At 58.8% G+C, this 25,022-nt stretch carries 26 protein-coding genes and 4 pseudogenes; 6 read left to right on the top strand and 24 right to left on the bottom strand.

The genetic code is table 11. The features are described 5' to 3' along the window. Positions 1-23: 23 nt before the first annotated feature. The 10 genes from C2L64_RS40545 to C2L64_RS40500 form a co-directional block, all read right to left on the bottom strand. Positions 24-854, bottom strand: a complete 831-nt coding sequence (locus tag C2L64_RS40545) for a dioxygenase family protein (RefSeq protein WP_007579280.1) — start codon at positions 852-854, stop codon at positions 24-26. Positions 855-932: 78 nt separating this feature from the next. Then, on the bottom strand, positions 933-2,003 hold the full coding sequence (locus C2L64_RS40540) for a maleylacetate reductase (protein ID WP_007579282.1): 1,071 nt from the start codon (positions 2,001-2,003) through the stop codon (positions 933-935). 21 nt (positions 2,004-2,024) lie between these two features. Beyond that, on the bottom strand, positions 2,025-2,912 hold the full coding sequence (locus C2L64_RS40535; protein ID WP_081498795.1) for an FAD synthetase family protein: 888 nt from the start codon (positions 2,910-2,912) through the stop codon (positions 2,025-2,027). A gap of 32 nt (positions 2,913-2,944) precedes the next feature. After that, the gene (locus tag C2L64_RS40530) at positions 2,945-3,535 is read right to left on the bottom strand and encodes a malonic semialdehyde reductase (RefSeq protein WP_007579286.1); all 591 of its coding nucleotides are present in this window, start codon (positions 3,533-3,535) and stop codon (positions 2,945-2,947) included. 99 nt (positions 3,536-3,634) lie between these two features. Beyond that, positions 3,635-5,188, bottom strand: a complete 1,554-nt coding sequence (locus C2L64_RS40525) for a 4-hydroxyphenylacetate 3-hydroxylase N-terminal domain-containing protein (RefSeq protein ID WP_007579287.1) — start codon at positions 5,186-5,188, stop codon at positions 3,635-3,637. Between the two features lie 37 nt (positions 5,189-5,225). After that, positions 5,226-5,807, bottom strand: a complete 582-nt coding sequence (locus tag C2L64_RS40520) for a flavin reductase (RefSeq protein ID WP_007579288.1) — start codon at positions 5,805-5,807, stop codon at positions 5,226-5,228. Between the two features lie 399 nt (positions 5,808-6,206). Beyond that, positions 6,207-7,073 (bottom strand): ABC transporter substrate-binding protein, encoded by an 867-nt coding sequence (locus C2L64_RS40515; RefSeq protein WP_007579289.1) that lies wholly within the window; start codon positions 7,071-7,073, stop codon positions 6,207-6,209. A 90-nt stretch (positions 7,074-7,163) separates the two neighbouring features. Beyond that, positions 7,164-7,904, bottom strand: a complete 741-nt coding sequence (locus C2L64_RS40510; protein WP_007579290.1) for an SDR family NAD(P)-dependent oxidoreductase — start codon at positions 7,902-7,904, stop codon at positions 7,164-7,166. 364 nt (positions 7,905-8,268) lie between these two features. After that, on the bottom strand, positions 8,269-9,228 hold the full coding sequence (locus C2L64_RS40505) for a SphA family protein (protein WP_051058151.1): 960 nt from the start codon (positions 9,226-9,228) through the stop codon (positions 8,269-8,271). 1,124 nt (positions 9,229-10,352) lie between these two features. Continuing rightward, complete coding sequence (locus C2L64_RS40500; protein WP_007579292.1) at positions 10,353-10,736, bottom strand: transporter suffix domain-containing protein; 384 nt, start codon at positions 10,734-10,736, stop codon at positions 10,353-10,355. Between the two features lie 507 nt (positions 10,737-11,243). Here C2L64_RS40500 and C2L64_RS40495 point away from each other — a divergent pair. Together C2L64_RS40495 and C2L64_RS40490 are read left to right on the top strand one after the other, a co-directional pair. Continuing rightward, a pseudogene (locus tag C2L64_RS40495) lies at positions 11,244-11,420 on the top strand (transposase); the annotation flags it as partial. Between the two features lie 58 nt (positions 11,421-11,478). Continuing rightward, positions 11,479-11,807, top strand: a pseudogene (locus C2L64_RS40490) (transposase); the annotation flags it as partial. A 156-nt stretch (positions 11,808-11,963) separates the two neighbouring features. On the opposite strand, the gene C2L64_RS53645 reads toward C2L64_RS40490, so the two are convergent. Beyond that, a complete protein-coding gene (locus tag C2L64_RS53645; protein ID WP_007738118.1) occupies positions 11,964-12,140 on the bottom strand; it encodes a hypothetical protein in 177 nt (58 codons plus the stop codon). Positions 12,141-12,246: 106 nt separating this feature from the next. Between C2L64_RS53645 and C2L64_RS56150 the strand changes: the two genes are divergently transcribed. Continuing rightward, positions 12,247-12,594: a hypothetical protein gene (locus C2L64_RS56150; RefSeq protein ID WP_007579295.1), complete on the top strand. Its 348-nt coding sequence runs from the start codon at positions 12,247-12,249 to the stop codon at positions 12,592-12,594. Positions 12,595-12,635: 41 nt separating this feature from the next. Here the strand turns inward: C2L64_RS56150 and C2L64_RS40480 are convergent, their stop codons facing one another. Genes C2L64_RS40480 through C2L64_RS40450 form a run of 7 tightly spaced genes read right to left on the bottom strand, consistent with a single transcriptional unit; the run spans position 12,636 to position 17,578 of the window. Further along, entirely contained in the window at positions 12,636-13,301 is a 666-nt protein-coding gene (locus C2L64_RS40480; protein WP_039900090.1) for a DUF1989 domain-containing protein, read from the bottom strand. Further along, positions 13,298-14,080: an amino acid ABC transporter ATP-binding protein gene (locus tag C2L64_RS40475; RefSeq protein WP_007579297.1), complete on the bottom strand. Its 783-nt coding sequence runs from the start codon at positions 14,078-14,080 to the stop codon at positions 13,298-13,300. The genes C2L64_RS40480 and C2L64_RS40475 overlap by 4 nt, the downstream gene beginning before the upstream one ends. Positions 14,081-14,086: 6 nt before the next feature. Beyond that, complete coding sequence (locus tag C2L64_RS40470; RefSeq protein ID WP_007579298.1) at positions 14,087-14,761, bottom strand: amino acid ABC transporter permease; 675 nt, start codon at positions 14,759-14,761, stop codon at positions 14,087-14,089. Position 14,762: 1 nt separating this feature from the next. Next, a complete protein-coding gene (locus tag C2L64_RS40465) occupies positions 14,763-15,425 on the bottom strand; it encodes an amino acid ABC transporter permease (protein WP_007579299.1) in 663 nt (220 codons plus the stop codon). A gap of 16 nt (positions 15,426-15,441) precedes the next feature. After that, on the bottom strand, positions 15,442-16,077 hold the full coding sequence (locus tag C2L64_RS40460; protein WP_007579300.1) for an urea carboxylase-associated family protein: 636 nt from the start codon (positions 16,075-16,077) through the stop codon (positions 15,442-15,444). A 14-nt stretch (positions 16,078-16,091) separates the two neighbouring features. Continuing rightward, positions 16,092-16,718, bottom strand: a complete 627-nt coding sequence (locus C2L64_RS40455; protein WP_007579301.1) for a DUF1989 domain-containing protein — start codon at positions 16,716-16,718, stop codon at positions 16,092-16,094. Positions 16,719-16,729: 11 nt separating this feature from the next. Next, a complete protein-coding gene (locus tag C2L64_RS40450; protein WP_007579302.1) occupies positions 16,730-17,578 on the bottom strand; it encodes a transporter substrate-binding domain-containing protein in 849 nt (282 codons plus the stop codon). A gap of 298 nt (positions 17,579-17,876) precedes the next feature. Between C2L64_RS40450 and C2L64_RS40445 the strand changes: the two genes are divergently transcribed. Next, a complete protein-coding gene (locus C2L64_RS40445; RefSeq protein WP_007579309.1) occupies positions 17,877-18,758 on the top strand; it encodes a MurR/RpiR family transcriptional regulator in 882 nt (293 codons plus the stop codon). Between the two features lie 450 nt (positions 18,759-19,208). On the opposite strand, the gene C2L64_RS40440 is transcribed toward C2L64_RS40445, so the two are convergent. From C2L64_RS40440 to C2L64_RS55240, 5 genes and pseudogenes are all read right to left on the bottom strand, one after another. Then, on the bottom strand, positions 19,209-19,871 hold the full coding sequence (locus C2L64_RS40440) for a hypothetical protein (protein ID WP_039900091.1): 663 nt from the start codon (positions 19,869-19,871) through the stop codon (positions 19,209-19,211). Between the two features lie 412 nt (positions 19,872-20,283). Next, positions 20,284-20,805 carry an OmpA family protein gene (locus C2L64_RS40435; protein WP_039900112.1) on the bottom strand — a complete coding sequence of 174 codons (522 nt, stop codon included), beginning with the start codon at positions 20,803-20,805 and terminating at the stop codon, positions 20,284-20,286. Positions 20,806-20,893: 88 nt separating this feature from the next. Further along, positions 20,894-22,153: a diguanylate cyclase domain-containing protein gene (locus C2L64_RS40430; protein ID WP_007738105.1), complete on the bottom strand. Its 1,260-nt coding sequence runs from the start codon at positions 22,151-22,153 to the stop codon at positions 20,894-20,896. Further along, positions 22,150-22,848 (bottom strand): YfiR family protein, encoded by a 699-nt coding sequence (locus tag C2L64_RS40425; RefSeq protein ID WP_007738104.1) that lies wholly within the window; start codon positions 22,846-22,848, stop codon positions 22,150-22,152. The genes C2L64_RS40430 and C2L64_RS40425 overlap by 4 nt, the downstream gene beginning before the upstream one ends. 217 nt (positions 22,849-23,065) lie before the next feature. Beyond that, positions 23,066-23,271 (bottom strand): annotated as a pseudogene (locus tag C2L64_RS55240) (hypothetical protein); the annotation flags it as partial. Positions 23,272-23,292: 21 nt separating this feature from the next. Between C2L64_RS55240 and C2L64_RS40415 the strand changes: the two are divergent. Together C2L64_RS40415 and ligD are read left to right on the top strand one after the other, a co-directional pair. Further along, positions 23,293-24,135, top strand: a complete 843-nt coding sequence (locus C2L64_RS40415; RefSeq protein WP_081498796.1) for a substrate-binding domain-containing protein — start codon at positions 23,293-23,295, stop codon at positions 24,133-24,135. 223 nt (positions 24,136-24,358) lie between these two features. Continuing rightward, positions 24,359-24,643: pseudogene (gene ligD, locus C2L64_RS56400) on the top strand (non-homologous end-joining DNA ligase LigD); the annotation flags it as partial. On the opposite strand, the gene C2L64_RS40410 reads toward ligD, so the two are convergent. Then, complete coding sequence (locus C2L64_RS40410) at positions 24,640-24,945, bottom strand: carboxymuconolactone decarboxylase family protein (protein WP_007579318.1); 306 nt, start codon at positions 24,943-24,945, stop codon at positions 24,640-24,642. The pseudogene ligD and the gene C2L64_RS40410 sit on opposite strands and share 4 nt — an antisense overlap. Positions 24,946-25,022: the final 77 nt, after the last annotated feature.

The raw sequence follows: 25,022 nt of genomic DNA, 5'->3' as shown, positions 1-25,022 counted from the left end.
GAATGCCGCTTCTGCGCGTTGCCTTAGTCTGCCGGGTTCAAGACGAAATCGTAATTCAATGTATAGCCTCCGTCGGGCTGCCTGATCCAGTCGGCCACCAATGTTTGTCGTACGCCAAAAACAGCGTCGGAATCCAGATACTGGTCGCCGTTACGAAACACGTGTGTAACCAACGTCTGGTACTGTTTCGCCTTGATCATGAAATGAAGATGCGCGGGGCGCCACGGGTGGCGTCCGGTTGCACGCAGCAAGTCACCCACTGGACCATCGACGGGAATAGGGTAGGCGACAGCGACAACGGTACGAAACTCAAAACTTCCGTCCGGTCGCGATCTGAGCACACCTCTAGCTTGATGGGTCTTCAGATCCGGATACTGAACGTCGTAGTTTCCTTCCGCGTCGGCCTGCCAGACTTCCAGCTCTGCCCCAGCAATGGGTACGCCGTTTCGATCCTTCACGGTACCGCGTACGAGGCAAGGTTCACCCACCGCGCCGTTGGCAATATCGGCACCATTGTCATACACGGGCGCGCCCTCTACATGAAACGGTCCGAAAACAGTCGATTCCGTACAGCCCTCTGGCTTTTTGTTGTTCATCGCAACTGTCAGCATCGATAACCCGAGGACGTCGCTCAACAAGATGAATTCCTGCCGTTTGTCGCTACATTTCTGCCCTGTCGCCGTCAGAAACAAGATCGCTTCAAGCAACTCTTCTTCAGTCAGTTCGACCTCCCGCGCGAAGTTATGCAAATGAGTGATCAAACGGACGAGTATCAACTTCAGGCGAGGATCGGGGGTGCCGGATAAGAGATCGACCACTGCTTGCGTCACGGTGTGTTCGTCGAGGTTGCGCATGTTTGTCTCTCAATGTTGAGTGCTGGTGATCAAACGAGACGTCTAAATTAACAGTGCCTTATGCCGTGCATCGTGCAATCAGATAGACGGTCGTACACCTTCGTACGCATGCTGTAGCAATTGTCTTATCGCCACTTTCTCTAGCGGACGAGGGTTGGGATACTGATTCTCCAGCGCGATCGCGCATGCCTTGTCGAGATCCGACGCTTTCATTCCGATATCCTTCAGTGCCAGAGGTGCGCCATTCATTTTCGCCAGATCGAAAGTGGCTTGCGGCGCGCTGTTGCCATTTAGCGCGCCAGCGATGCGCTCCATTGAACGGGAGGCGGCCATTGCGTTATAGGCAAGTGCATGTGGCAAGACAATGGTGTGAGTTTCTGCGTGCGGCAGGTTGAAAGTGCCGCCTAACGTATGGCAAAGTTTATGATGCAGAGCCATGCTGACGTTCCCTAGCACGGATCCACACAGCCACGCACCATAGAGCACGTCCGAGCGCGCACGCCGAACTTCCGCATTGTCAGCGTCGAGTGTCAGAAGCGGTAGCGATCGTCCGATGGCGGCAATGCCCTCGGCCGCCATCAGGTTTGTAATCGGATTGGCGTCTATGGCGTAAAGACCTTCGGCCGCGTGAGCGATCGCATTGATCCCGCTGCTGACGCTCAACGAAACTGGCAGCGAATACGTGAGTTCGGGATCGTAGATCACTGTCTTTGGCATCACACGAATATCGCGGCCGGTCCTCTTCAACCCCGCTTCGGTTATGCCGTATATCGGTGTCATTTCGGAACCGGCATAGGTAGTCGGAACGGCAAGAATCGGAAAGTCCGACTCGAGTGCAATAGCTTTTCCAAGTCCTGTCGTCGACCCACCGCCAATTGCTATCGCGCAGTCGGCATCGAGACGGCGCGCAAGATCGCGCGCTTCGCGGGCAATCTCAACGGGTACATGCATGGTCGCCCGATCGAACACGCCGGCGACGCGAGGTCCGAGCATCTCCGCTATTCGTTCTGCATCCCGACGCTGATCAGGTGTGGCGAGTACGAGTGCGCGACGGGCGCCAAGTAGATCGACTTCCGCTTCAATTTGGGCTAGAGCACCGACGCCAAAGACAACTCGCTGCGGACGGCTCGTATAGGTAAAGTTGTTCATGATTGTTCTCACCTGGATTCGTCACATAGAGGCCATATTGGCGAATGCGAAACGGCTCGTAGCCGATCTCGCTGTGTCGTGGAATCGGACGGTCATCGCGTCACCGGGCGCGCTTTCCGTGTCCTTCTCAACAAGCAGGCGCAGCGTGCGTGCACCAACAGATGGATGTTGTTCTCGAACCTGCAAGATCGCGCCAATCCATGGCGCCGCAACATTGTGCTTTCTCACCGTTCCAGCGTAATCTCCCGACGGCGGTGAACACATATCGCGGGGAACCAGGAGGTCGATCACGCGGCAAGCAGATTCATTCGGGCCGTACACCGTCCCGGACAACTCATGCGGGCGATCCAGCATCGCATTTGCGCCAGCGATATCACCTTGCTGGATTAGCCTTCGTGTTTCGCTCGAAGAACAATGCACGCCGTTCTCAATGCGGGTAGTCGACCGGAGCGGCACGGGGCGTACTTCAAATCCCAGGCGATCGCCGAGATTGCGCAAGTACGCGATATTCCCTTGTCGACCACTGCCGCACGCGAAATTCTCGCCGACGATCAATGAGCGTATGCCCAAACGGTCAACCAACGTTCCCCGTACAAAGCCATCCGCCGATTCGGTACTTCGCCGTCGATCGAATCTCAGAACGACGCAGTAGTCGACACATCCGGTGGACGCTAACAGATCCATGCGACCATCAAGCGTGGATAGGAGCGGTGGGCATGACTCAGGACGCAACGTGGCAAGCGGGTGAGGATCAAACGTGACGAGAACGGTGGGAATCTGCAAGACCGATCCTTGATCTCGCAGGTTCCGCAAAACACGCCTGTGTCCACGGTGAACGCCATCGAACATCCCGATCGACACGGCCGACCCGGACAGATTGAACTCACCTGGATCGGAGATGACTATCATGGAAGACTCCCATACGCGTCATTAACAGCGGATCAGATTACCTTGCAGACTTCTTCAAAAGAGAGCCGCGGGCTGCGAGCAAACAACCTGGAAGGGTCCCCGCGACCAAGGCCGCAAATGAAGTTCGACTTGATCGATGTGCCAGAAAACACCGTGGCGTCGACTTTCGCATTGTCGAAACCGGACATCGGACCACAGTCCAGGCCGACCGCACGCGCCGCTGCGATCAGATATCCGCCTTGCAAGGTTCCATTGCGGAAGGCAGTCGTTTCTGCGAACCCGATCTTTGCTTCGCCTTCGAACCAGGCCCTGACCGCAGGATTATGCGGAAAGAGTCTTGGCAACTCCTCATAGAACCGCGTCTCATAGCCGACGACTGCGAGTACAGGCGCAGTCATGGTTTTTTCGATATTCCCTGGGCTCAAAGCGTCTTTCAGTTTCGCCTTTCCAGCCTCACTACGTACGAAAACGATTCGCGCCGGTGAACAATTGACTGAAGTGGGGCACCACTTCATCAGTTCGTAAACCTGCTTCAACTGTTCGTCGGATACCGGTTCGTCGAGCCATCCGTTCTGGCTACGACCCTTGCGAAACACACGGTCCAAAAAGTTCTCTTCAACCATAGTTTGTCACCTTCTCTGGAGAGAAACAGTACCGTGCAAAAGCACGGTACTTCCATCGGTTCTGGCGCAGGCAGCTAACGAACGCAGGCTGCCAATGCGTCAGATGGCCATGGTGCCGCTGAGTGCCAGCGATTCCTGATGTCGTGCCGAATCGAGCGCTTTCGCGTAGTCGGCAGTCGCTTTGTAATCGCTGTTGCCATCGGATTCCAGCTCTATTCCGCAAACCTTGCGAGCGAGCTTTGCGTACGGGCCCGATCCCGAGAATTCGGCGCGTTGCATGGTGAGGGTGCGAATGGCTTGCAACGGCGTACCGTTGAAATTTTCGAAAACGAACAGGCGGCTGCCCCAGTCCGTCAGGAACAGGTCGCGAATCACACGGCCGATCTGCACGCGGTCATGCGGCTTGCCAACGGGGCCGCTGTTCAGGCGTTCAAACCACGGATTAAGCGTTGCATCGTTCCATTGGTCTTCGCTGGCGAAGATCAGTGCACTGCGCCCGGAAAGATCGACCAGCTCGTAGATCATCTGCGAGAAGTTCTCCAGATAGAGCGCGCGGCCAAAGTCGTAGACCAGAATATTCGGCTTGTAGTGTCCTCCAGGTGTATGGAAGCCCAACTCTTCGGCCGCGATGACGTGGGCTAACATCGCCTGGTGAAACCCGATCAGTTTTGCAACGCGGGTCATGACGGCCGGAATCTTGTTGGTTCCGATATGCTCGGTGATCAGTACAGCCAGTCCTGCCATCAGTTCTGCGCGCACCATCTGGCGAACCAGCGCATGGTAATGCAGCCAGTCGAACACACGTTGCGGGTAAAGCTTCGCATGCTCTGGATTGCCGATATGGAAGACATGCGTCCACGGAATGAAGACGTTTTCGAAAAGGGTCATGCCGTCGAGTTCGTCGCCTTGGGAGGCGAGCGGGTGTTCGATCGGATCATCCTTCACGACGCCTTCACGGCAAACGATCGTCACCCCTTTTGTATTGACGGGCGTCGCCGCGAAAATAACCTGCTCGCCGGGAATACCCGGACGGAAGAACACGCCGATATGGATCCAGTCGGCAAAGGCGACGCCAGTGCCGATTGCCTTGATACCGTTGACAACGATTCCCTTCTCGTTCTGTTCGACGATACGCAGACCCGGCGAGCGAGCCTGTGCTTCGGGGTTGGAGCGGTCCATTTGCGGATCGACAAATTGCGGCGCGCAATTGAAATCATTGTCCTTCGCAAAGTTGACGAAGTTCACGATGTTTTTTGCCTTGATGTGACCTTCCGCGCCGATAGATTGGGTCTCCCATGGCGTGGGATCATCGAGGTACGTCTGCAAGACGTAGTTGTTCACATCGGGGCTTCGGGGAAAAGATGCGCCAGCCATTTCGCGCATCACCGTCTCGTGGTACTTCCGCTTACGACGGAGCTGGTCCTTGTTGTGATGGCCGAACCATTGCATTGAACGGCGTTTGCCATTTTCGTCGACATAGGTCATGACGTCTTGCAAATCGGCCCGATGATGCAGATCGTAGAAATCCGCATGACGCTGCGCATAGTCACGCGTTTTCGGATGCGTTGCGATGTTATCGATCTTTTCGTTTCCAACCCAGACTTGACGCCCGTCATTCAGCGATTCGAGGTATTGACGACCGGTTCGGATCATGGTTTTCTCCTTCGAGTATTTAAATGAAAACGACTGGTTAAAGTGTTGCGGGGTGGGTCGTTGCGTAGGCGCGCTGATAGTAAGCGAGGGGGTGACGCTCATCTGCCTTCGTGGTTGCAATGACGCGTGCGAAAATAAGGCTGTGCGTTCCAACTTCAATGGCATCTGCAACACGACAGTCGAGCGTCATCATTGCTTCTTTGCAGTAAGGTGCGCCACTCGCCAGCGTTCCCCATTGACTTCTCGCAAACCGTTCTGGCATCGATAACCCACCGACCCCGGCAAAAAGCTGCGACAGTTCACTTTGATCGGCGCTCAGCCAGTTCACAGTAAGTATCCCGTTCGCTTTGATTACACCGTTGGTGAAGCTATTGCGGTTGACGCAAACCAGGATAGTTGGCGGCGTGTCACAAACCGAGCAGACGGCAGAGCAGGTGACACCAGCTCTCCCACTCGGGCCGTCTGTAGCGAGGACAGTCACGGGAGTGATTGCCTTGGAAAGCGCGTCTCTCATCTCAGTCGCGCTTACTTCGGTGAATTCTGTTTCCGGAAGATTTGCCTGCCGCGCGGCAATTGTGAAGCCGGGTTCTGACTCTTGGGTTTTCTGCTTGCTAGGCATACCGCGTCTCCAGATGGAAGGTTACTCGGGTGACTGTTTTCCTTTCTGTTACTGGAATTTATTGTTATCGATTCTTTTGGAGGAATCTACGGATTAGCGGAATAAACACTATTCCTTCGATACATGGACGTGAAGATAAAAGATGTTCACGTCCGCTTCGTTGGATAATTCGCCCTAGGAAAAGCCGTAACGTCAGAGCCGCGCGTGCGTTTGGCGGTCACGCCAAATTCTTTCTGGTTTATTCGAAATGAACCAACCAGACTAAAATCCCAGCCAAGTTGAACGCATTAACGCGGCTGGGCAAAATTCTCTGCTGAGTCTATATTGCGGGGGCGTGCAGGCCGGAAATAGCTTCATGAGACGGCACTGCACGAATTCCAGATCGATGCAACGGCCCGCTTATAAGGTCGACAGATACATCTGGTCGGCGGTACCTGCAGAGACACCGAGTTCAGCGGCAACGGCAGCAACGCCTTCTTTGGCAACCTTGAGGTCCACCCGGCCGTCAGTGGTGAAATGTGGCCGGATGTAGCGCTCGTAGTGTTGCTCCGCTTCAGCGTGAGTCAGTCGGCCTAACATCGAGGCGATATGTTCGATGGCCAGACTGGGCTGTTCGGCGATCGTCTTGAGCGACCGTTTATAGGCCCGTACCAACGCCTGCAAAGCTGGATCGTCGAGCGAGATGCGCGAAGGGTCCACGGCGAGTCCAACGGTGGGAATCTGGAAATGGTCGCCCACCCAGGACAGCAACGAAAAACCTTCCTCCTGGACCACCTGTTCAACCGATAAGGTGCTGCCCACGTACGCCGCATCAATCGACCCGTCGCGAAGGCGTCGCAGGTCCATTTGATAGTCACCTGGGATTCGCTCCACGCATTCGACGTCCCGGTCGGGATCCAGCCCGTGCTTGCGTAACACGATCCGCGCGAAAACCCCAGGAGCAGTACGGGGTCCGTGGACCGCCAGTCGACGGCCTCGGAGATCTTCCATTGACTTCACGCCGTTGGCGCCGACGAACCAGAAGAGCGGTCGGTGCGTGTTGACGCTCAGGGCGGTCCATTGGATGCCGCTGGTCATCCGCGAGATCAGTGCGCGACCGAGACCGATGGTTGCTCCGGCGCGCACGCGCTCGGTATTCCAGACGGCTCCGTCGCGGAGCGCGACGCGAACACCTTCATCTTCGAAATATCCTTCTTGATCGGCTACGTGTGCGATCAGTTCCTCGTGAATACCGGCCCCTACATAAGTGAGGTCAATCGAGAGCATTGGCAATTAACACCTCTGTCAGGTCAAACAGGTGGATCGGAGAAGTCGTTCCTTTTCGAGCCTCGGATACGAATCGGGTGCTCTTCAAGGTCATTCCATTCCAAAGCCACCGCTTACGGGAATGTAGTGGCCAGTGGTGAAGCCCGACGCATCACTTGCCAGGTACGCCACTGTATTCGCGACTTCGTCTGGACGGGCAAGCCGTCCCATCGGGATGGATGCGGCGATCGCTTTCAGCCGTTCAGCGGAGATCAGCCCGGCTGAAGTAGCGCCCTCCACCGTGGTCGGCGCGACGAGATTGGCGGTGATGCCGTTAGGGGCCAGCTCCAATGCGACGTATCGCACGAACTGGTCCAAGGCAGCCTTGGCCGTGCCCAACGTAATCATCCCGTCGCGTGGGCGACGCGATAGCAGAGTACTCAGGTAGATCAACCGCCCGTGACCGCGAGAAATCATTCCGGGCACAACCGCTTTCGTTGCCAGGAAGGCGGCGCGCAGTTCAGTGTCGACCTTACCGCCGAGTTGTTCCCAGTTCAGGTTGGCGAATGAAGTGACGTCATACGGCGTCAACGCGTTGTGCACGAGAACGTCGACTCCGCCCCATCGTTGATTGATTTCGTCGGTCATGGCGGCGACATCGTTCGGCTCGGTGACGTCGGCTTTGATCACCATGGCTTCTCCGCCTGCCGCGACGATCGTCGCAGCGACGTCTTCTGCATGCGGTGCACTGGCACGATGGTTGACGACCACCTTGTACCCTTGCTGGGCCAGAGTCATCGAAATGACCGCGCCAATGCCTCGACTGGCTCCCGTGATCAGCGCGACTGCCATGAGGTCACCTCCATTTCAGGGCGCGTCGGGGATGACTTAACAGAGCGCATAAGCGCACTCGCATGGATCAAATAAGTTGTACACATTGGGGAAATAACTCCTCTCTCAGGTCGATCGGGTGGAACAGCAAATAACCTAAAATCCGGGCGATGGGGGCGCTCATCGTGTTCGATCTACGACGAGATATTTCGGGTGTTTCGTCTGATCTACAGTACACCGATCAAACACCTAACTCTACGGATGCAGCCTCATAGACACTATTCCGTCGCGGAATGAAGCGGAGCCTGCATGATGAGCAGTCGACGGATTGCGTGATGTTGCGATCGCGAAGGCCAGACCCCGTCGATCGACGACAGGACGACGTCTATTGAAAAGGCATATACATCTGCAGCCAGATCCGATTCCCTTCTGGCCGATTGCGAGCCATCATTTCGCGCTGGTACTTGAGCGCCACAGAGAACTTACGTGTGCCGTAGGCGATCGACGGGCCCACAGCAAGAACCTCTCCGCGGTTCCCGTTGCCATTTACCGACTGACCGTGCTGTGTATCGTCTGTCACCTGTCTATAGAAATAGCCACTCACCCCGATCTGCCACATCGGAGTGAAGCGAAACCCGGCGTTGTAGTCGACGATAAACTCGTTCCCCGAGTGATAGTCGGTTGCGTGGTTGACGGAATTGATGCTGTAAAGCGCACGAGCACTGAACTCCACATTCGGCACTGGCATCCACGTGACGGCGTAGTTCGGCTGCATCGAGTAGTAGTGCCGCCCCGGGTTCACGAGCCGGCTTGTGTCGTAACTGCCCGTCGGCAAGAAGAACTCGAGGCCCAGGATTTGATGCAGGTTGCCGAGATGCCATCCGAGGAAGAGTGGCCCGACAGTCAGGTCCGACAATCCGGTCGCTGTGCCGCTTTTGTAGACCGTACCTTTCGGCGTGTGCGCGTCGAAGTGCAGATCGAGATTCACAAATGGAATATTCGTCCGCGACTCGAGGGTTGCACCGAGGAACGTTACATCCCGCCAGACATGGGACAGTCTGAAAGCTGCCGCCTGCGCGTGCAGTGAGAACTCCGATACGCTGGCGGTCGGGCTTCCGTTATTGCCTTCGAGCGTCGTTGCCTCGTATGCCTGCAGATAGACATAGATGTGGCTGCCCGGGGGAGGCTGAACGCCCGAAAGTAGCGTGTTCACGCCGACGGGATAGTTGCTCCCGCCGCCTTCCGTGGCATGCGTGGTCGTTGTCCAGCTTGACGCAAGCGTGGCGCTCGCCACCAGGGTGACACCTATCGAACGACAACAGCCGCCAAACTCGAAAAAAGGCATAGCTTCCCCTTTGCGCCCGTCCGACTTCGAACGGCGCTATTGATGAGTTTCCTTGTGCGGGATGGAAAAACGGAGCGCGTTAGTGGCGCATATGTCTGCCCATCGACCCGGAACGCCTATGCGAGCACGTATTGTTACGCCAACGGGAGGCGCGGAGTGTGAACAAAAGACTTCTCAACATTTTGATGGCCGAGACCCGACGGAAAAGTCGACATCGGCGTGCATTCCAATCCGGTCACGCGCGCAACGGCAATCCGATAACTGCCTTTAGGCGTGCCATTCCGAAAGGGTTTGATTCGTGTGAAGGCCTGCTTGTGTTCGCCTTCGATAGTCGTGCTGATCGTGGATCGCGGTTCCGCCTTAGGGAGAGGGGTTGACTGGAGGCTGCTCGACGGCGGGCCAATGCCGGAAAAGAGGGCGTGTTCGCGCTTGAGTTCACCGGGTAAGGCATGCTGCCGTCGTAGCGCGTATGACATTCCGCTTCTCCTGATGTCGAGCCGAACTACGGATTTCCGTGCATTGCAGCGGACTTGCCGTCATTCGGGACGCTGCATACTGCGAGTGATGCCGTTCAACTACATTAGGCTCGCCAAATTAATCTCTCTACGGGCTCAACGTCATAGATACTATTACCCATCGTGATGAAGCCGATCTTTTCGAACTTCGCGGATTCGATTCTTCTCCCGGTCAACTCCACCTTCGTGAAGGCGGCACGCCAGCCGAGGCACAGGTCGACGCTATATCGATCAAGTTATTCAATACGATGCACCGCCCGCGCGAATGCGAAAGTGCCAGTCAAACCGCACTGCGAATGGCCTTGTTCGCCGCGGTTATTTCAAAGCACCGGTCGGTCGACCTTCTACCATGCCGCCCGCGGTAGCCGAGATTGTGACTATGCGTTAGGTAAGTTTGTGGGCCAATTCCGAATGGAGACGTCAAGGCTGCCCGGAGATTTAGACAACGCGGCGATTGAGTCGCCTCGGGGATCTGGGGAAGTGAACTAATCTGGCATCATTGAATTACGACGCGCTAGCTAGCAAAGCGCACGGTGAGTGACTCCATTGAGATATCCTGCAACGTGCAAAGCATGCGGGCCTGCCTCAACTACCTATCACTGGTGGCATTTATGTGGCGCTGTCATCTGAATCAACGCGCTGCTGAGCGCGTCTGCGTCCCCGGTTCGTAACAGACTTCATCAGCCCGCTCAGGTGGCGGGCAGAGCCACCAGTCCTCGTTGGAGCCAAACGTTTTACATAGCCCATCACTGTCGCCTTGAGTCGTTGAAAGCCGGGCTTGCCCATAACGGCCACACAAGTCATAAGCAGAACCTTGTTCGCGACGAGAATGATCCCCGTCAGAGCAGCCATGGTTGTTGCGGGTGTGCCGAGAGAAGCGGCGATAGGTACGATTGGCAACAACGCAAAAGCGGAGACAAAGAGGCCCATTCCAAGTTTGAAACGCCATCCGTTCGTGGTTGTTGCGTCAGCTTTGATGTCTGAGAAAGTCATGATCCCGGCTCAGGTTATCTTGCAATTCGGTTGTCGAGACGATGAAGCTTTTACAGAAGTCGAATACCTCATCGATAGATGGGGATGTACCCAGTTAAATGATCGCAGTGGTTTGTATGCGACCGATTGATCGGGTTATCGAAATACTTTCTAACATCAAGCTTTTCATTTTCTGGCAGCAGGCTGGGTCTGATGCGTGGATTCGAGCGGAAGGCGTTGCTGCCATCGTTGCGGGCATGAGATTCCAATTCTCCTAAGGTCAACCGATCTACCGATTTCCCAGCAATGGAGCGGATTCCTGATGTGGTTGAGACAACGGATATTGCGAACCAACTTCGTGCAACGACATTAGACCCGCCAAAATAACCCATCTATGTGTGTAGAGTCATAGACACTATTCCATAGCGTAATGAAGCCGGTCCTCACCTGCGTACGTTTCACGCATTAGGGAGGCTGCTGATCAGGCGCGACGTGCAGGTATACCTTCGGTTGTTGGCTGCTCTGCTCGACCACCTGCTGCGCGGGATCGACCGCTTCTTTGACGCTGACGATCTGCGGCAGCACCTCGCACCGTTCTATAGCCATACGGGGCGTCCCTCGGTCGATCCAGAGTTGATAGTCCGTATGCTGATCGTGGGCTACTGCCTAGGCATTCGCTCCGAGCACAGGCTGCGCGAAGAGGTAAGGCCGCCCGGAAAAAGCGGAAGCCAACATTCCGTAAAATTCAGGAATGGAGGTATACATGAACCGAATCCCCAAAGCCGTCTACACGAAGGAATTCCGTGAAGAGGCGGTGAAGCTTGCAATGACCGAGGGCGTTGGCGTATCGGAGGCTGCGCGTCGGGTGTCGATATCAATGAAGACAGTGGCAAACTGCGTGCGTGCTGCGAAGGCCGGCAAGCTGGAGCGTGTAGATCAGCATCAAAAGCCGTTGACGGAGATCGAAGCTGAGCTCGGGTGGGTCAAGCGGGAGCTCGCCGAAGTAAAGATGGAGCGCGATCTACTAAAAAAATTCGCAACGTACTTCGGGAGGGAGTCGCGGTGAAGTCCGGCGTGATCGAACAGATGCGATAGGACTATCCGGTGCCTCTCCGATGTGCCGGCTGCTGGGCGTCTCCGTGTGCACCGAAATAGGAGAAGTGAAGAGATGCGAATGCACCGCCGCGCGTGGCGATGCACCAGTTGGGAGTATGGCAAGGGTGGCGCGCCGTTGGGCCGAAGATGTAGTTATCGGAGTCCGCAGAGCGTGTACGTCAGTCGCAAGACGAAGGCAAGCGCGGTCTGATTCAGTTCTCGCAGTTGCTGCGCAGCGCTAGCGAACCCGTGCTTCGTCATTTCGGGCGATTGCGCCATCGAACATTCGATCAGCAACATCTCAGGCGTGACGAAAGCGGCTCGGTACATGGCGTGTCCTCCTGCACCTCATGCAAGCACGAACGGGGCCAATTGAGTCAACCGTACGCTCCCACCGGCTATCAGCACGGGCGTGCGAGCCGCCGGGCCGCCCAGCGTGGTTGCGCGCAGATTCCTCCCGACGCACTATGCGGGCGCGCTGCAATCGATATACCCCTTCGTGCCGGTCGCGAATGCCGAGCCGCTCAGCTATACGTCGGTCTTCGCGCTGATCAAGGTCGAAGACCGCCAGCTTGCGCCCAGCGCGGAGCTTTTTATCCGTCTGTTGCAGGACGTCCACCAGGCGCGCACCGCGCAGCGCAAGTCGCTTTCCGCCTGGCCCACCGCAACGCCGATCGGCTTCAGGCGCGAAACGCCCTCGTCCGGGAAGATGTTGAAGCGCGCATGCGTCACGACGGGCGCTGCGTTCAGGTCGAAGGTATGCGCGCGACGGCAGGCGCGCTGACATCGACTGTTGGGATTGGCATGTTTGGCGATGGCGGGTTGTCAGGCTTGCGGAACCCAGGTTTGCGTGCCGGGCAAGTCGGAGTGGAAATCGCTGAGCACGACGATATCGACGGGCTTCGGCGTGTTGTCGCCTTGTCCCTGAATCTTCACGATGTCCTGCGGGCACGCGGAAAACGCGACAAAGCAGTCCATCTCCGCGCGCAGCGTGATGTATTCGCCGGGTCTGGTTACGGTTGGCAGCGTATGCAGAGTGATGCCGTCCGACTGCACGCGAATGTTCATGAAGATGTTGAACGACGCGAGATTGGCGCGCGGTGGCGTCACGCCGAGTTCGAACATGCCTTCGAACATGTTGTCGCAGCAGTTGCGGTGATAGCCGTGCACGCCGAGCAACTGATAGCGCTTGCGGTCACAGGCGGCCATGAAGGTGTCGTGCACGCCAGGCGTCGTGTCTTCGACGACAGTGAGGATGGGATGACGCTGATTGGTGACGAAGCTGTCTCCGACAACGGGATTGAGGCGCTGGTTCCAGACGCGCGTCGTCTCCATGCACATGTATTCGGCGAGATCGTAGGCGTTCCACGCCCAGCAATCGGCGACCTGTGTGCCGTGCGTGTTGATCACGCGCACCGCCTGGCCTGCGTTGAGACGGACTGCCTTGCCGTGTCCGGCGGGCACAGTGATGGGTGTAGGAGAAGAAGTCATGAGTGGGATCCGTGCGGTGTGAAGCGGTGAAGAAACTGGCGCAGACGCGCCGACGAAGGGTGATCGATGATCTGCGCGGGCAGTCCCATTTCGACGATCTTGCCACCGTCCATAAAGACGATGCGGTCGGCCACGTCGCGTGCGAAGCCGATTTCGTGCGTGACGACGATCATCGTCGTCTGCGTGTCGGCGAGGCCGCGCATCACCGCGAGCACTTCGCCGACGAGTTCGGGATCAAGCGCGCTAGTCGGTTCGTCGAAGAGGATGACTTCCGGTGCCATCGCGAGCGTGCGGGCGATGCCAACGCGCTGCTGCTGACCGCCCGACAGGCTCCCGGGCATCGCTGTGTGTTTGCCGGACAAGCCGACCCGTCGCAATGCTTCCACGGCAACGTCGCTCGCGTCGAGGCGCGTCATGCGTTTGACGGAAAGCAGACCTTCCATCACGTTTTCCAGCACGCTCATATGCGGCCAGAGATTGAAACTTTGAAACACCATGCCGATGCGGCTGCGTTGTGCGCGAATCTCCCGTTCGGGACGCGGCACGGACGCATTGCGCATGCCGACGCGTTCATCGCCGATCCACACCTCACCCGCATCGGGCGGCGAGAGCCAGTTGAGGCAGCGCAGCAGCGTGGATTTTCCCGAACCAGACGGCCCGAGGATGCAGATGACTTCGCCTCGTGCGACATCGAGACTGACGCCATCGAGAATGCGTTGCGCACCGAACGACTTGACGACGTCGCGGGCGCGTATGGCAGGGGCTGCGTTGAGTTTCATCGGAATTTACCGTTCGAGCGCGACGCCGTGTGCAAGCGCGAGCCGGCGTTCCCACTGCCGGGTCGCATGATTGAGCGTGGCTGTTGTCGCCCAGTAGACGAGCGCCACGGCGAAATAGACTTCAAGCGGTGCGTAGGTATCGGACACGACGCCCTTGGCGGTGAACATGAGCTCGTGCACCGAAATGACGGACAGGAGCGCCGAGTCCTTGAAGAGGCCGATCATCAGCCCGGTCAGCGTGGGTAGCAGTAAGGGCAGGGCCTGTGGCGCGACGATGCGGCGCCCGATCGCAAGCGGCGACATGCCGATCGCGACGCCTGCTTCGATCGTTCCCGCAGGCACGGCGTCGATAGCGGCCTGAATCACCTGCGCGACGTAGGGGGCATAGTAGATCGCGAGCGTGAGTACGCCGACCACCGACGCGGGAAGCAGCAGACCGAAGTCGGGGAGCACATAGAACGTCACGTATAGCAGCACGAGCAGTGGCAACGCGAGCGTGAGCGCCACATAACCATCGATCAGCACGACGAGCAGGCGCGACCCGCGCCGTTGACCGACCGTGAGCGCGATGCCGAGTGCGCAGGCCAGCGCGCCGCTCAGAACGCACAGCCAGATCGTATCGACGAACCCGTGCAGCAAGGCGGGCACGTAAGCGGTGAGTACAGCAAGATCGAAAGTCATCTCATGTGCCTCGCATCGTCGAAGGTGCACGTTGCCGCAATCGCCTGCCGAGCCAGATCACTGGCAGCACTACGGCGAGATATCCAACGCTCACGAGCAGCATGATCTGAGTAGACGTATAGATGCGCGCGATCACCATCTGGCCGGCATACACCAGTTCGGTGACGGCCACGACAGAGGCGAGTGGTGTCGTTTTCAGCAGGATCGTGAACTCGTTGACGAGCGCGGGCAGGCTCGCCTTGAGCATCTGCGGCAGTGCGATACGCAGCGCGATAAGCCACGGCGCCATGCCGAGCGCGGTCGCTGCCTCGATCTGCCCGCGCGTCACGACGCGCATGTTGCCGCGCAGGATCTCCGCCGTGTACGCTCCGCTGTTCAGGCCGAGCGTAAGTGCGGCGGCCAGCATTGGCCGACCGCCGAGGCCGATCAGCGGCAACGCGAAGAACACCATGAACAACTGCACGAGCGATGGCGTGCCGCGCATAAAGCTGATGTACAGGCGTGCGAGCCATCGCAAGGGCGCGATGCGCGTCAACTGCATCGCGAGCGCCAGATGCCCGCACGCGAGACTGCCTGCCGCGCCCAGCAGCGTCAGCTCCACGGTCAGCATCCAGCCGTCCAGCAGCGACGGCACGCTTTGAATGACCTGAGGGTCGAGCCACATGCAGTCGTCCTCGCCCTTACAGCTCTATCAGTTCTTCGGCGGTGGCGAGTTCCAGCATGCCCGGCGTGTCGTTGCCTGCGATGCCGGTGCAACACGCGGACACGACGAACGTCATGTCCGCGACGACCCGGCACGCGACGAAATCGCCCGCACGCGTGGCGTTCGCCTTCGGCTCGATACTGCCGTCCTGGTGCAGATCGGCGTGCATGAAGAGATTGATCGGATCGGGCAGCTTCGGCGGCGTCAGTCCTTCTTCGGCGACGATCTTCGCGACCGATTCGACGCAGCCGGTCTGACCCGCGTAACCATTTGCTTCGAGGAACGCCGTCGTCGACGCGGGCAACAGCAGATCGTGACGGCCGATGCTGTCTTTACCGAGCACCATCAGGGCGCGACGCCGGTTGCTGACAATGCGCATGCCTGCCTGCAAGACATACGAGTTGCTGAACACGCGCGTGTGATGCACGGACATGTAGATATCCGGGTTCGAGCGGCTGAAGGCGAACATCGCCGCCGTCGCGCCGGCTTCGTTCGCTTCGATACGCAGAATCTGACCAGCGTTCACGTTGATGGCGCGGCTTTCGCCCGCCGGCACAACGACGCGGGTCGGCGGCAGTGGCGAACGTTCAGGGGGAGCTTTGAGTAGAAGCATGAATGTCGATGCGCTTATGCGGTTGGGAGAGCGGACGGATTAGCGGCGTGGATTGAAACCGCGATGTCGGTTACGCGCAGGCCGTTGCCGGGAATGATGTCCTGCGGACAGGACGACACCGCGCACAGCAGGTCTTCGAGGGCTTCGAACGTGATGTGATCGCCGGGCTTGCTGGTCGGGTCGGTCACCTGCATGCGCCGATCGGGCGTTACGGGACCGTTCTGGAACAGGTTGAACGGCTCGGGCACATCGAACGGAGAAAGGCCATGCAGCGCGAGCCCGGAATGCATGTTGTCGAGACAGTTGCGATGCCCGGTCACGTTGAAGTCGACGGTGAAGCGGGTGTCGTCGCACGCAGGCACGTTGGCATCGTGCACACCCACCGTATCTTCGACCACGCGCAACAGCGGACGGCCGAGCGACGAATACAGCGCGTCGCCCACATCGAAGAACAGCGAACGCAACTGGCGGCGCGTATGCGTGGGCGAGAGCTTTTCGCTCTTGTCGGATGATGTCACCGCGACAAAGTCCGCGGCCTGCTGGCCTTCGACGTCGGTGATAGTCAGGAATTGGCCCGCCTTTACTTCGAAGGCGCGACCGTGACCGGCCTTCACGGTCAGCTCGAATATGGGATTGCTCATGCCGATGCGTCTCACTGTGCAGGAATGAAATCGGCCGACGGCGTATCGAACGTTACGCCGAGATACTGCTTCTGAAGGCGCGCGAGTTCGCCGCTTTTCTTCATCGCGAGAATTTCGTCGTTGATCGCCTTGTTCAGACGTGTGTCTTCGGGGCGCGTAGCCAGCGAAATCCATTGAGAAGGCCCGAGTTCGCCGGTTAGCTTCAACTTGCCGGGGTTCTGCTTGATGACGCCCGCAAGAACGGTCAGGTCGTCGAACAGGAAATCGGCGCGGCGAGTCATGACTGCGGCGACGGTCTGGTCCACGCTGTCCACGCTCAGGATATTGATCGGCGCGAGGTTCTTGGTCTTCAGTGTTTCGTTGAACTGCTTGATGATCGTCTCGGGCGCGCTGCCGGACTTGACCGCGACGGTCAGGCCCGCGAGCGATTCCGGTGTCGGATTCGAAGGGATCTTCGAGAAATCCGAGCGAACCAGTGCGCCATTCGCAGTCTTGCTGGTGGGCACCACATACGCGATACGCTTCGCTCGTTCCGCCGTAACGTTCAGCGCGGAGCCTTCCAGATCGAACGAATGCGATAGCAGGCCAGGAATGATGCCGCTGAACGCCATGCGTTGATATTCGATCTTCACGCCGAGACGCTTCGCCACCGTGTCGAGAATGGCCGGATCGTAGCCGACGATGTTGTTATTCGCGTCGGTGTATTCGTACGGCGCAAATGTCGGGTCGATGGCGACGATCATCTTGCCGCGGCTCTTGATATCGTCGAGTGTATCGGCTTTCGACGTGGAGGCATGAAGCAGCGCGGCCGCTGGAACGAGGGCGGTGAGCGCGAGACGGGAAAGGCGCGGCAGTGACATCGGATCAGACTCCGTGGAGAGGGTTTGTTCGATTTTCGACGCTGCATATAAGGCAGGATCCGTACCAATGTTTGTCAAGAAACGATAGTTTCTGAGTGGAGTTGATGGAAACAAGTGATTCTTAAAGGAAAGATGAGAAACATCCATTTCAAAACGCGGCGCTGCTGTGACAGAATGGAGAGGCCAGCGAACGCGGTGACTGCTCGGCAAACGTGCAAGGCGGTCTTGGTGCACCGGCGTGGTGCTGGATCTGCACCGCGGTGAGCTTTCCCCTTATTCCTGCATCTATCGAACATTCATGGCTTCATCACAGGCGAAGAAAAACAAGCGTCCGGCTTCGATCGAGACCCGTATCGCGGAGTGTTATGACCAGTTGTCGGAGATCGATCAACGTCTCGCTGACGTTATCCTCAGCGCGCCGGGACAACTCGCCATGCAGACCGCGACGGAGCTTGCAGCGAACGCGCAGGTATCAAAAGCCACGGCCACGCGGTTCTTCCAGAAGCTGGGCTATGCCTCCTACGACGACGCACGCGAAACGGCAAAAGCCGCGCTGATGGGCGGTTCGCCGCTCTACTTGCAGGAGCGCGGAAGGAAGGAGTCGGAAGGCGGTCTCGATGAAGTCATTGAAGCGCATCTAAAACACGAGGTGACCAATCTCGCAAACACTTTCCGTTCTCTTGACAGGCAGATGCTGGCAGAAGCGGTTAGCGGCATCGCGAGCGCGCGCCGAGTGGTCATTATCGGATATCGGCACAGTCACACCATTGCGACGATGATTCGCCGGGAACTCGTGCAAGTGCGCGGCGACGTGATCGTGTTGCCCGCGCCGGGCGACACGCTAGCGGAATACATCGGCGATCTCGGAGCGAAGGATCTCGCTATCGTGATCGGATTACGCCGGCGCGTGCCCGCTATCGAACTTGCGATGGCGGCGCTCGCTGATGCGGGCATTAGCACGCTTTACGTGTCGGATGTTATCGCGGGCAAGCCGGCGCGTCTTGCGCGCTGGGTCATCCGCTGCCATACCGACGGCATGATGATGTTCGACAGCGTGGCCGGAGTCGCGTCTCTGGTTAATCTGCTTTGCTCGCTAGTTGCGGAACGTTTGCGCGAACGAGGTAACGCACATTTGCAACGGGTAGAGGTTTTGCATCAGCAGTTGCAGGAACTCGAATAGCCCGCGGCGCGGCAAGGACCTCGTCTTGCGTCGCATTCAGTCGATCGTAAGCGATATTATCGAACGCGATTCGACTAAGATGCCCATTTGGGGGTATCGTGCTTTTCGTGCATTTTCTGGCGGTAACGGCGTAAGAAGCCGCCTGTAGCAAGGCTGAGCGGCCTCACACGCTTTTGCAACTTGACGAATTTTCAACTGGTTAATCTGAGCATTTTCTCGTGCAAACCGCCAGAAAATGCACGAAAAGGACGTGCGCGAGCGGAACCCGTTGGTCCGTTTCTGATCAATTCTACGACCTCGCAACATAAGCAGTACTTTGCATATCAACCTTGTTCGCCCCGTGCGCCTTACTGCGAAAAAACCGTTTTTCATAAGGCCGACCAAGCGCCATCCGTTGATCTCGATTGGCAGCGGAAGTCATGTATGCATAACGACCTGGTTGGCACCCGGTCAGGTTCGTTTGATCTCGACTCTTGCATCACGCGCGCGTCCCTTCGGGTCAGTGCTGGTCTTGTGTTCGCCGTCATACATCGACGACAGCGCGCCCGTGTAGCCATAGATGCGGCATTTCTTATAGCCGCGCTCAGTGAGCGCCTTCTCAAGTGCTTTGGCGAAGTTTTGTTCGCCCTCGGCGCTGTGACAGTTGTAGCACTTGATCGTACCGGAGAAATCTTGTCGAAGGCCGCTTTCGAACAGACGGGTGACAACGTCGGACGCCTTCAGCATAAATGCGAGTTTCTTCGTGCCAGTGTCGTTGCCCTCGTTGAGTTTCACCAACAGTTCCTGATCCATCTTCGACTGATGGATCGGCTTGCCCTGTTCGTCTTTGGTGGCCTCATCAAATATCCCTTCTAGGCCGATCAGGCTGTGACCGCGAATATAGAGCTGATCGTCTGGACCGAGCGATGCGATCATGGAGTTCGGCGTGCGGGGGACATACCAGCACTCGTGAATGTCGTGGGCCACTGCCCCCTCCAGAACCGCTTTCTTTTTTACTTCTTTAGCGTTGTAGCTGTTGATCCAACCCAGGTTCTTGTTGACGTAGGCACGGCCGGGTCTCCCACCGACGATTGGTGCCTTGATAAAGGGGACAAAAAGTATGCGGCGCGCCATCTCTGACTCCTGCTCCCCGTCGTCGATGCCAAGGTTTTCATGCGCCCGAAGTCACGCTCACCTGAACCATTGGAACGGATGTTCGATGCACTGTGGGCCGGCAGCCAACCTCCGTCCCATTGGCGGCCGCGCACACGGAAACCCATCAAAAAAGCGCGGACCGCTTTCTAGGATAGGAGAACTTCCCGAGCGCGGCCAAAAGAACTTGCGCGTAACCGTCACCTCAGGGCACTCGATCGAATCTCCGTTCTTCTAGACGGGGCTATTTTGTCAAAAAGCGCTTCTAGGCGGTGATCGTACTTTCCGTGCATGTATGGCACCGACGCCTTTTTGCAAGCTTCTTGTTCGTGATGTCGAAACGGTCTGCATGCCGATGCTCGACTGACATAATCGAACAGAAAGCCGCGCCGGCTCAAGGCGGCGAGACGACGATCGCCGCGCGGCGGTTCTGGGCCCGGCCCGCGTCCGTGCGGTTGTCACCCACCGGGTCGCGCTTGCCTTTCCCGATGGCGTAGACACGGCCGGGAGCAAGGCCGATGTCGACGAGTTCGGCCGCCACTGTCTCGGCACGGCGCTCGGACAACCGGAAGTTGTAGGCGTTCGTGCCTACTGCGTCGGTGTAGCCGTAGACGCGGACGCTGACGACGCCGACCGACACGAGAGTGCGGCCGATCCGCTCGACGATCCGGCGGACGTCCGGCTTGAGGTCGTAGCGGTCGAAGTCGAACAGGATCGGTTCGCTCGAGCCGAGCTCGAAGCCCTCGTCGGTCTCGTGGAATCCTTCCGACTTGAGCGCGTTGACTTGCGTCTGAGTCAGTCCGCGGTAAAGCGGCTGCGGCTGCGTCTGCGTCTGGCAGCCCTCGAGCAGCATGCACAGAAGCATTGCGCTCCCAATGGACATCCGCCAGATGTTTGCAGGAAACCAGTGTCTCATCATCCCATTCCCCTTGAGTGCGTCCGCCGCCTTGCATGCGCTCTTTCGAACCCATCCGTTATCCCGGCTGCTACGCCAGGCGTTGGCTTCAGGCCGGTCCGGCGACGCCTTCGGCAAACTGCCACGAGCCAGGTCGCGCGCGCTTGGCCCGGTACATCGCTGCATCGGCGGCGCGCAGCAAGCCGACGGCGTCGCACGCATGATCGGGATATAGCGCAACGCCGATGCTCATCATGGTGGCCACCGTGCGGCCATCGGGCAAAACGATCATCGGCGCCATGCTGGCCAGCAGGCCCTCGGCGATACGGCCGGCGCTTGCCGCTTCGCGCATTGGCGCCAGCATCACGGCGAATTCGTCGCCACCGAGGCGCGCGACCAGATCGATCTCGCGCAACTGGGTGCGCAGCCGCGCCCCGATGCCGACCAGCACCACGTCGCCGGCTTCATGGCCGAGGCAGTCATTGATCTCCTTGAAACGGTCACAGTCGAGATATAGCACAGCGACCCGCTGGCCCGTGACCGCGGCCGCGCTGAGGGAGCTCGCGAGGCGCGACTCGAACTGAGCGCGGTTGGGTAGACCCGTGAGGGCGTCGTGGTTGGCCTGGTGTTCGAGCGCCATGTTTGCTTCGCGCAGGTTGTTTTGCCAGCCTTCGAATTCGTCGAGCAAGGCGTTGAAGTCGTCGCCGAGCTCGTTCAGTTCGGCGATCGCCGCAGGCTCGACCCGCTGCCCGAACGCGCGCTCGCGCCGCACCGCGTGGGCGACGCGGGCCAGCGCGCGCAGCGGCGCGACGATACTGTGCAGCAGGCGCTGCGAGCTGACATAGGCGCCAAGCACGCTGACGGCAAGGCAGGCCAGGATACCGCCGATGCCACCGAGCAGGAAGCCGAAGAACTGGTGACCCTGTCCGCGTACTTCGACCTGACCGACGACGATGCCGTCGTGCAGCACCAGTGTGGTCACGGGCCCGGGCAAGGCAATGTCAGCGACGTCCCGCTCGAGCCTTGCGATCGCACTTCCGGTGGGCGCCTGCCACGCCGCGAACGGCAAGCCCTTGCCATCTGTGACGATGACCTCGGCTACGTCCTCCTTGTTAGCGATCAGCCCGATCGCCTCGGCCGCCGCGACGCGATCGCCGAATACCAGCGCTGCCTCGACCGTATAGCCGAGCGAGCGGACCAGCAGATTCAGATTGTTGCCGGCATAGGCACGTAGCGCGATCACAGCGACGAGGATCAACGACACGGCGGCCATCGCGATGGCGACGAACGCGAGGCGCAGGTGCGCGCGGCGCAACACGCTCTGCAGCGTCGGGCGCGGAGGGGAAGCGGGGGCGGCGGGCTGTCTCATGGCGTCAGCGCCGGCCGGGCGAGCCCGAGCACATTCGGGTGAACCCGCACGCCGCTGCGCGCCACGGCGTCGAGATTGATCTCGAAGGTGACGCGTTCGCCATCGACATTGAGGCAGAACATGCTGCCGACGGTGCAGGACGGGTTGTGTTCCGAGATGGTCAGCACCGGGTGGCCCACCACGGCGGCTCTGATCTGCTCTCTCTCATCGTCGCTCAGATAGCCGAAATAGACGACGTCGCAGCGTGCGCCGATGGCGGGGTCACCAAAGCCGATGCGCTGCACGTCGAGCGGCGTCGAGCCGACCTGCAGCGTGTCGACCAGACCGTGGGCGTAGTCGGGGCGGCCCGTCACGCACATGCGCAGGCGGGTTGGCGGCGTCGGCCAGTGCGTGAAGCTCACAATGCCTAGCACGACCTGGCGTACGGCGGCGTCGCTCGGTGAAATGGCGGGTTCGGGCTGGCTCGCGCTGTTGACGGCGGGCGCGGCGCCCGCTGGACCGGCCGCATTGGCGGGTGTCTCGGCGAGCGCGGCCGGTGCCGCGCTCAGCGCGCAGGCCACTGCGAGCAAGGCATTGCACGGCGAGACGGCCCAGCCACGCCAACCGGACGTTGGCTGCGCAGCGACCATCGCCGCGCCCCTTGGCGTGGTCGCCGCCGCACGAAAGGCAGACGTCGCGCGCACCCTGGTATGCATGATGAAACACTCGATGGCGTCAATCCCGGCGCTGCAGTCAGGCTCCCGTCATTCGCGGGCCTGCACCATGTTACGCGCACGGAAGTTCATGTTACGCACAAAGTCGCGCGACCAACCGTATCGCCTGTAACACGCATACGATTATTGTTCACAGCGAGCCGTTCAACAGGCACTGTCACGTTAAATTGTTCGCGACGTAGTATTGCTGGGGCCGACCTCGACGCGCAAAGCCCGCGCCGAATTTGTCGCACCAGCGTCGAATCGATTCAAGCTGACGACGACCCCGCGCTCGAACAGCAACGCTTCGAGGTCGCGAAGGCGTGGCTGAAACTGGAAATACCAGTGCACAGCGCAGCTGAAAACGGCTGCTGGAAAGCGGTGGCCGTGACAAAGCAGGCCCGCTGCCGCGATGCCGGCTAACATGATGATTGGCATCCGGACACGATGCATGTCCGGACGGGGTCATCCGATCGAGATTGGGGCGGGGCCGTGGCCAAGCGCAAGCTGAGGATTCGCGCACTTGCATTCTGCGTAGTGGGCGCGTTACTGGGTAGCGGCATCGCATTGGCAGACGAAGTCAAGGTGATGATCTCGGGCGGATTTGCATCGGCCTATCGCGAACTGGGCCCGCAATTCGAGGAGGACTCCGGCCGTAAGCTAATCACTGTCTGGGGGCCCGCGGTGGGTACGGCCGCAAATGCGATCCCTGTGAGGCTTACGCGCGGCGAGTGGGCCGACGTGCTGATCGTGGTTGGCTATGTACTCGACGAACAGATCAATGCCGGCAAGGTCTTGCCTGACAGCAAGGTGGACTTCGCACGCTCAGCAATCGGCATGGTGGTTCGCGAGGGGACGCCCAAGCCGGATATCAGCTCGGCCGACGCATTGCGGCGAGCGCTGCTCGCAGCGAAGTCGATCGTCTATCCGGACAGCCCGAGCGGCGTCTATGTCGGCGGCGAACTGTTTCGGCGTCTCGGCATCGCGGGGCCGATGGAGAGCAAGAGCCGCATGCTTCCGGTCGCGCAGGTCGCCGATGCCGTTGCGAATGGAGAAGCTGAGATCGGAATTCAGGAGGTCGTCGAACTGTTATCGGTGAAACGGGTGACGGTGGTCGGCAGTTTGCCCGTAGAAGTGCAGAGGTACACGGTGTTCTCCGGGGGAATCGCCACCAATGCGAAAAATCCGGTCGGCGCAGAGGCGCTGATCCATTATCTGTCGTCGCCGGACGCGGCGTCTGCGATTTCGAGGAGCGGGCTCGAAGCGCTCTCGGCGACGCCTGCGAAATGAGCAAAAACTCGCGCCTATGCGCCGCTAACCTGAGTGGCTGGCGATTTTTCTGGGAACGTCCCAGAGCGTGTCAAAACGCGTAAGCACCAGGAATTGACGAAACCAAGCTCGGCGCGGGACGCCGCTTGTCGATTGCAGCAAGCCGAACGTCAAATCACGGCCGCACATATAGCGAAGACTCAACAAACGCGAAGTCGCGGGGCGCAGATTCCGTGCTGCATCGTTCTGCAAGACGAGCGGCGGGAAAGTCCATATCGTTGTCCTGCTTTCCGGAAAGCGCAGCTGGGACGAAGTGACGACGTTCAGCCATGCGATCGCACGTCATCTTGCGCGCGTCGTGTCGCAACGGTTCACCGCCGTGTCGGGACCGAATACGCGCATCGACTCATACCGCTTCAGCCGCGTTGAACCAGGTCCGGGTTCGAACGTCGTTGGAGTCGGTCACGCGTGTTCGTCTATCCGTAGAGGTCGAGAGTCCGGTCCAGACCGGACTCTCGTACGGGCTTAGTTTTTGAAGAGATGCGAAGCGTGGGTCACGGCACCGCCCGCACGGATGGCCGCAGCTACAAGCGTAGCTTCGGCCAGCTGAGCATCGTTAGCGCCGGCGTCGCGAGCAGCTTTAGTGTGCAGTTCAATGCAGTAGGGGCATTGCGTCGTCAACGCGACGGCAACCGCAATGAGCTGCTTCTGTTGCGCGCTCAAAGCGCCGTCCTCAAAGACCTGTTTTTCAAATGCCCAAAAACTTTTCATGGCTTCCGGTGCGTTTTCGTCCAGCTTCTTCAGTCGTGTAAGATGTTTCATGTCGAACATGCTTTTCTCCAGTTATCAAAGGTCTACAGGCAAATAGTAGAGAAGTCCATGTTCCATGTGGTCTCGACTTGGTTCGA

Origin of the sequence: Paraburkholderia hospita (genome assembly GCF_002902965.1) — a bacterium.
Classification (GTDB): domain Bacteria; phylum Pseudomonadota; class Gammaproteobacteria; order Burkholderiales; family Burkholderiaceae; genus Paraburkholderia; species Paraburkholderia hospita.
The sequence above is the reverse complement of the archived record's forward strand: the minus strand, read 5'-3'. Positions and strand labels throughout refer to the sequence as shown.

Coding starts and splice junctions, on each gene's coding strand:
- C2L64_RS40415 (WP_081498796.1), top strand. CDS start 23,293: ATGCATGTCCGGACGGGGTCATCCGATCGAGATTGGGGCGGGGCCGTG.
- C2L64_RS40530 (WP_007579286.1), bottom strand. CDS start 3,535: ATGGTTGAAGAGAACTTTTTGGACCGTGTGTTTCGCAAGGGTCGTAGC.
- C2L64_RS40515 (WP_007579289.1), bottom strand. CDS start 7,073: ATGCTCTCGATTGACCTCACTTATGTAGGGGCCGGTATTCACGAGGAA.
- C2L64_RS53645 (WP_007738118.1), bottom strand. CDS start 12,140: ATGTACCGAGCCGCTTTCGTCACGCCTGAGATGTTGCTGATCGAATGT.
- C2L64_RS40510 (WP_007579290.1), bottom strand. CDS start 7,904: ATGGCAGTCGCGCTGATCACGGGAGCCAGTCGAGGCATTGGCGCGGTC.
- C2L64_RS40465 (WP_007579299.1), bottom strand. CDS start 15,425: ATGTGGCTCGACCCTCAGGTCATTCAAAGCGTGCCGTCGCTGCTGGAC.
- C2L64_RS40500 (WP_007579292.1), bottom strand. CDS start 10,736: ATGACTTTCTCAGACATCAAAGCTGACGCAACAACCACGAACGGATGG.
- C2L64_RS40435 (WP_039900112.1), bottom strand. CDS start 20,805: ATGAGACACTGGTTTCCTGCAAACATCTGGCGGATGTCCATTGGGAGC.
- C2L64_RS40475 (WP_007579297.1), bottom strand. CDS start 14,080: ATGAAACTCAACGCAGCCCCTGCCATACGCGCCCGCGACGTCGTCAAG.
- C2L64_RS40540 (WP_007579282.1), bottom strand. CDS start 2,003: ATGAACAACTTTACCTATACGAGCCGTCCGCAGCGAGTTGTCTTTGGC.
- C2L64_RS40440 (WP_039900091.1), bottom strand. CDS start 19,871: ATGGCGCGCCGCATACTTTTTGTCCCCTTTATCAAGGCACCAATCGTC.
- C2L64_RS40520 (WP_007579288.1), bottom strand. CDS start 5,807: ATGCCTAGCAAGCAGAAAACCCAAGAGTCAGAACCCGGCTTCACAATT.
- C2L64_RS40470 (WP_007579298.1), bottom strand. CDS start 14,761: ATGACTTTCGATCTTGCTGTACTCACCGCTTACGTGCCCGCCTTGCTG.
- C2L64_RS40480 (WP_039900090.1), bottom strand. CDS start 13,301: ATGACTTCTTCTCCTACACCCATCACTGTGCCCGCCGGACACGGCAAG.
- C2L64_RS40535 (WP_081498795.1), bottom strand. CDS start 2,912: ATGATAGTCATCTCCGATCCAGGTGAGTTCAATCTGTCCGGGTCGGCC.
- C2L64_RS40505 (WP_051058151.1), bottom strand. CDS start 9,228: ATGCCTTTTTTCGAGTTTGGCGGCTGTTGTCGTTCGATAGGTGTCACC.
- C2L64_RS40525 (WP_007579287.1), bottom strand. CDS start 5,188: ATGATCCGAACCGGTCGTCAATACCTCGAATCGCTGAATGACGGGCGT.
- C2L64_RS40460 (WP_007579300.1), bottom strand. CDS start 16,077: ATGCTTCTACTCAAAGCTCCCCCTGAACGTTCGCCACTGCCGCCGACC.
- C2L64_RS40545 (WP_007579280.1), bottom strand. CDS start 854: ATGCGCAACCTCGACGAACACACCGTGACGCAAGCAGTGGTCGATCTC.
- C2L64_RS40430 (WP_007738105.1), bottom strand. CDS start 22,153: ATGAGACAGCCCGCCGCCCCCGCTTCCCCTCCGCGCCCGACGCTGCAG.
- C2L64_RS40450 (WP_007579302.1), bottom strand. CDS start 17,578: ATGTCACTGCCGCGCCTTTCCCGTCTCGCGCTCACCGCCCTCGTTCCA.
- C2L64_RS40445 (WP_007579309.1), top strand. CDS start 17,877: ATGGCTTCATCACAGGCGAAGAAAAACAAGCGTCCGGCTTCGATCGAG.
- C2L64_RS40425 (WP_007738104.1), bottom strand. CDS start 22,848: ATGCATACCAGGGTGCGCGCGACGTCTGCCTTTCGTGCGGCGGCGACC.
- C2L64_RS40455 (WP_007579301.1), bottom strand. CDS start 16,718: ATGAGCAATCCCATATTCGAGCTGACCGTGAAGGCCGGTCACGGTCGC.
- C2L64_RS40410 (WP_007579318.1), bottom strand. CDS start 24,945: ATGTTCGACATGAAACATCTTACACGACTGAAGAAGCTGGACGAAAAC.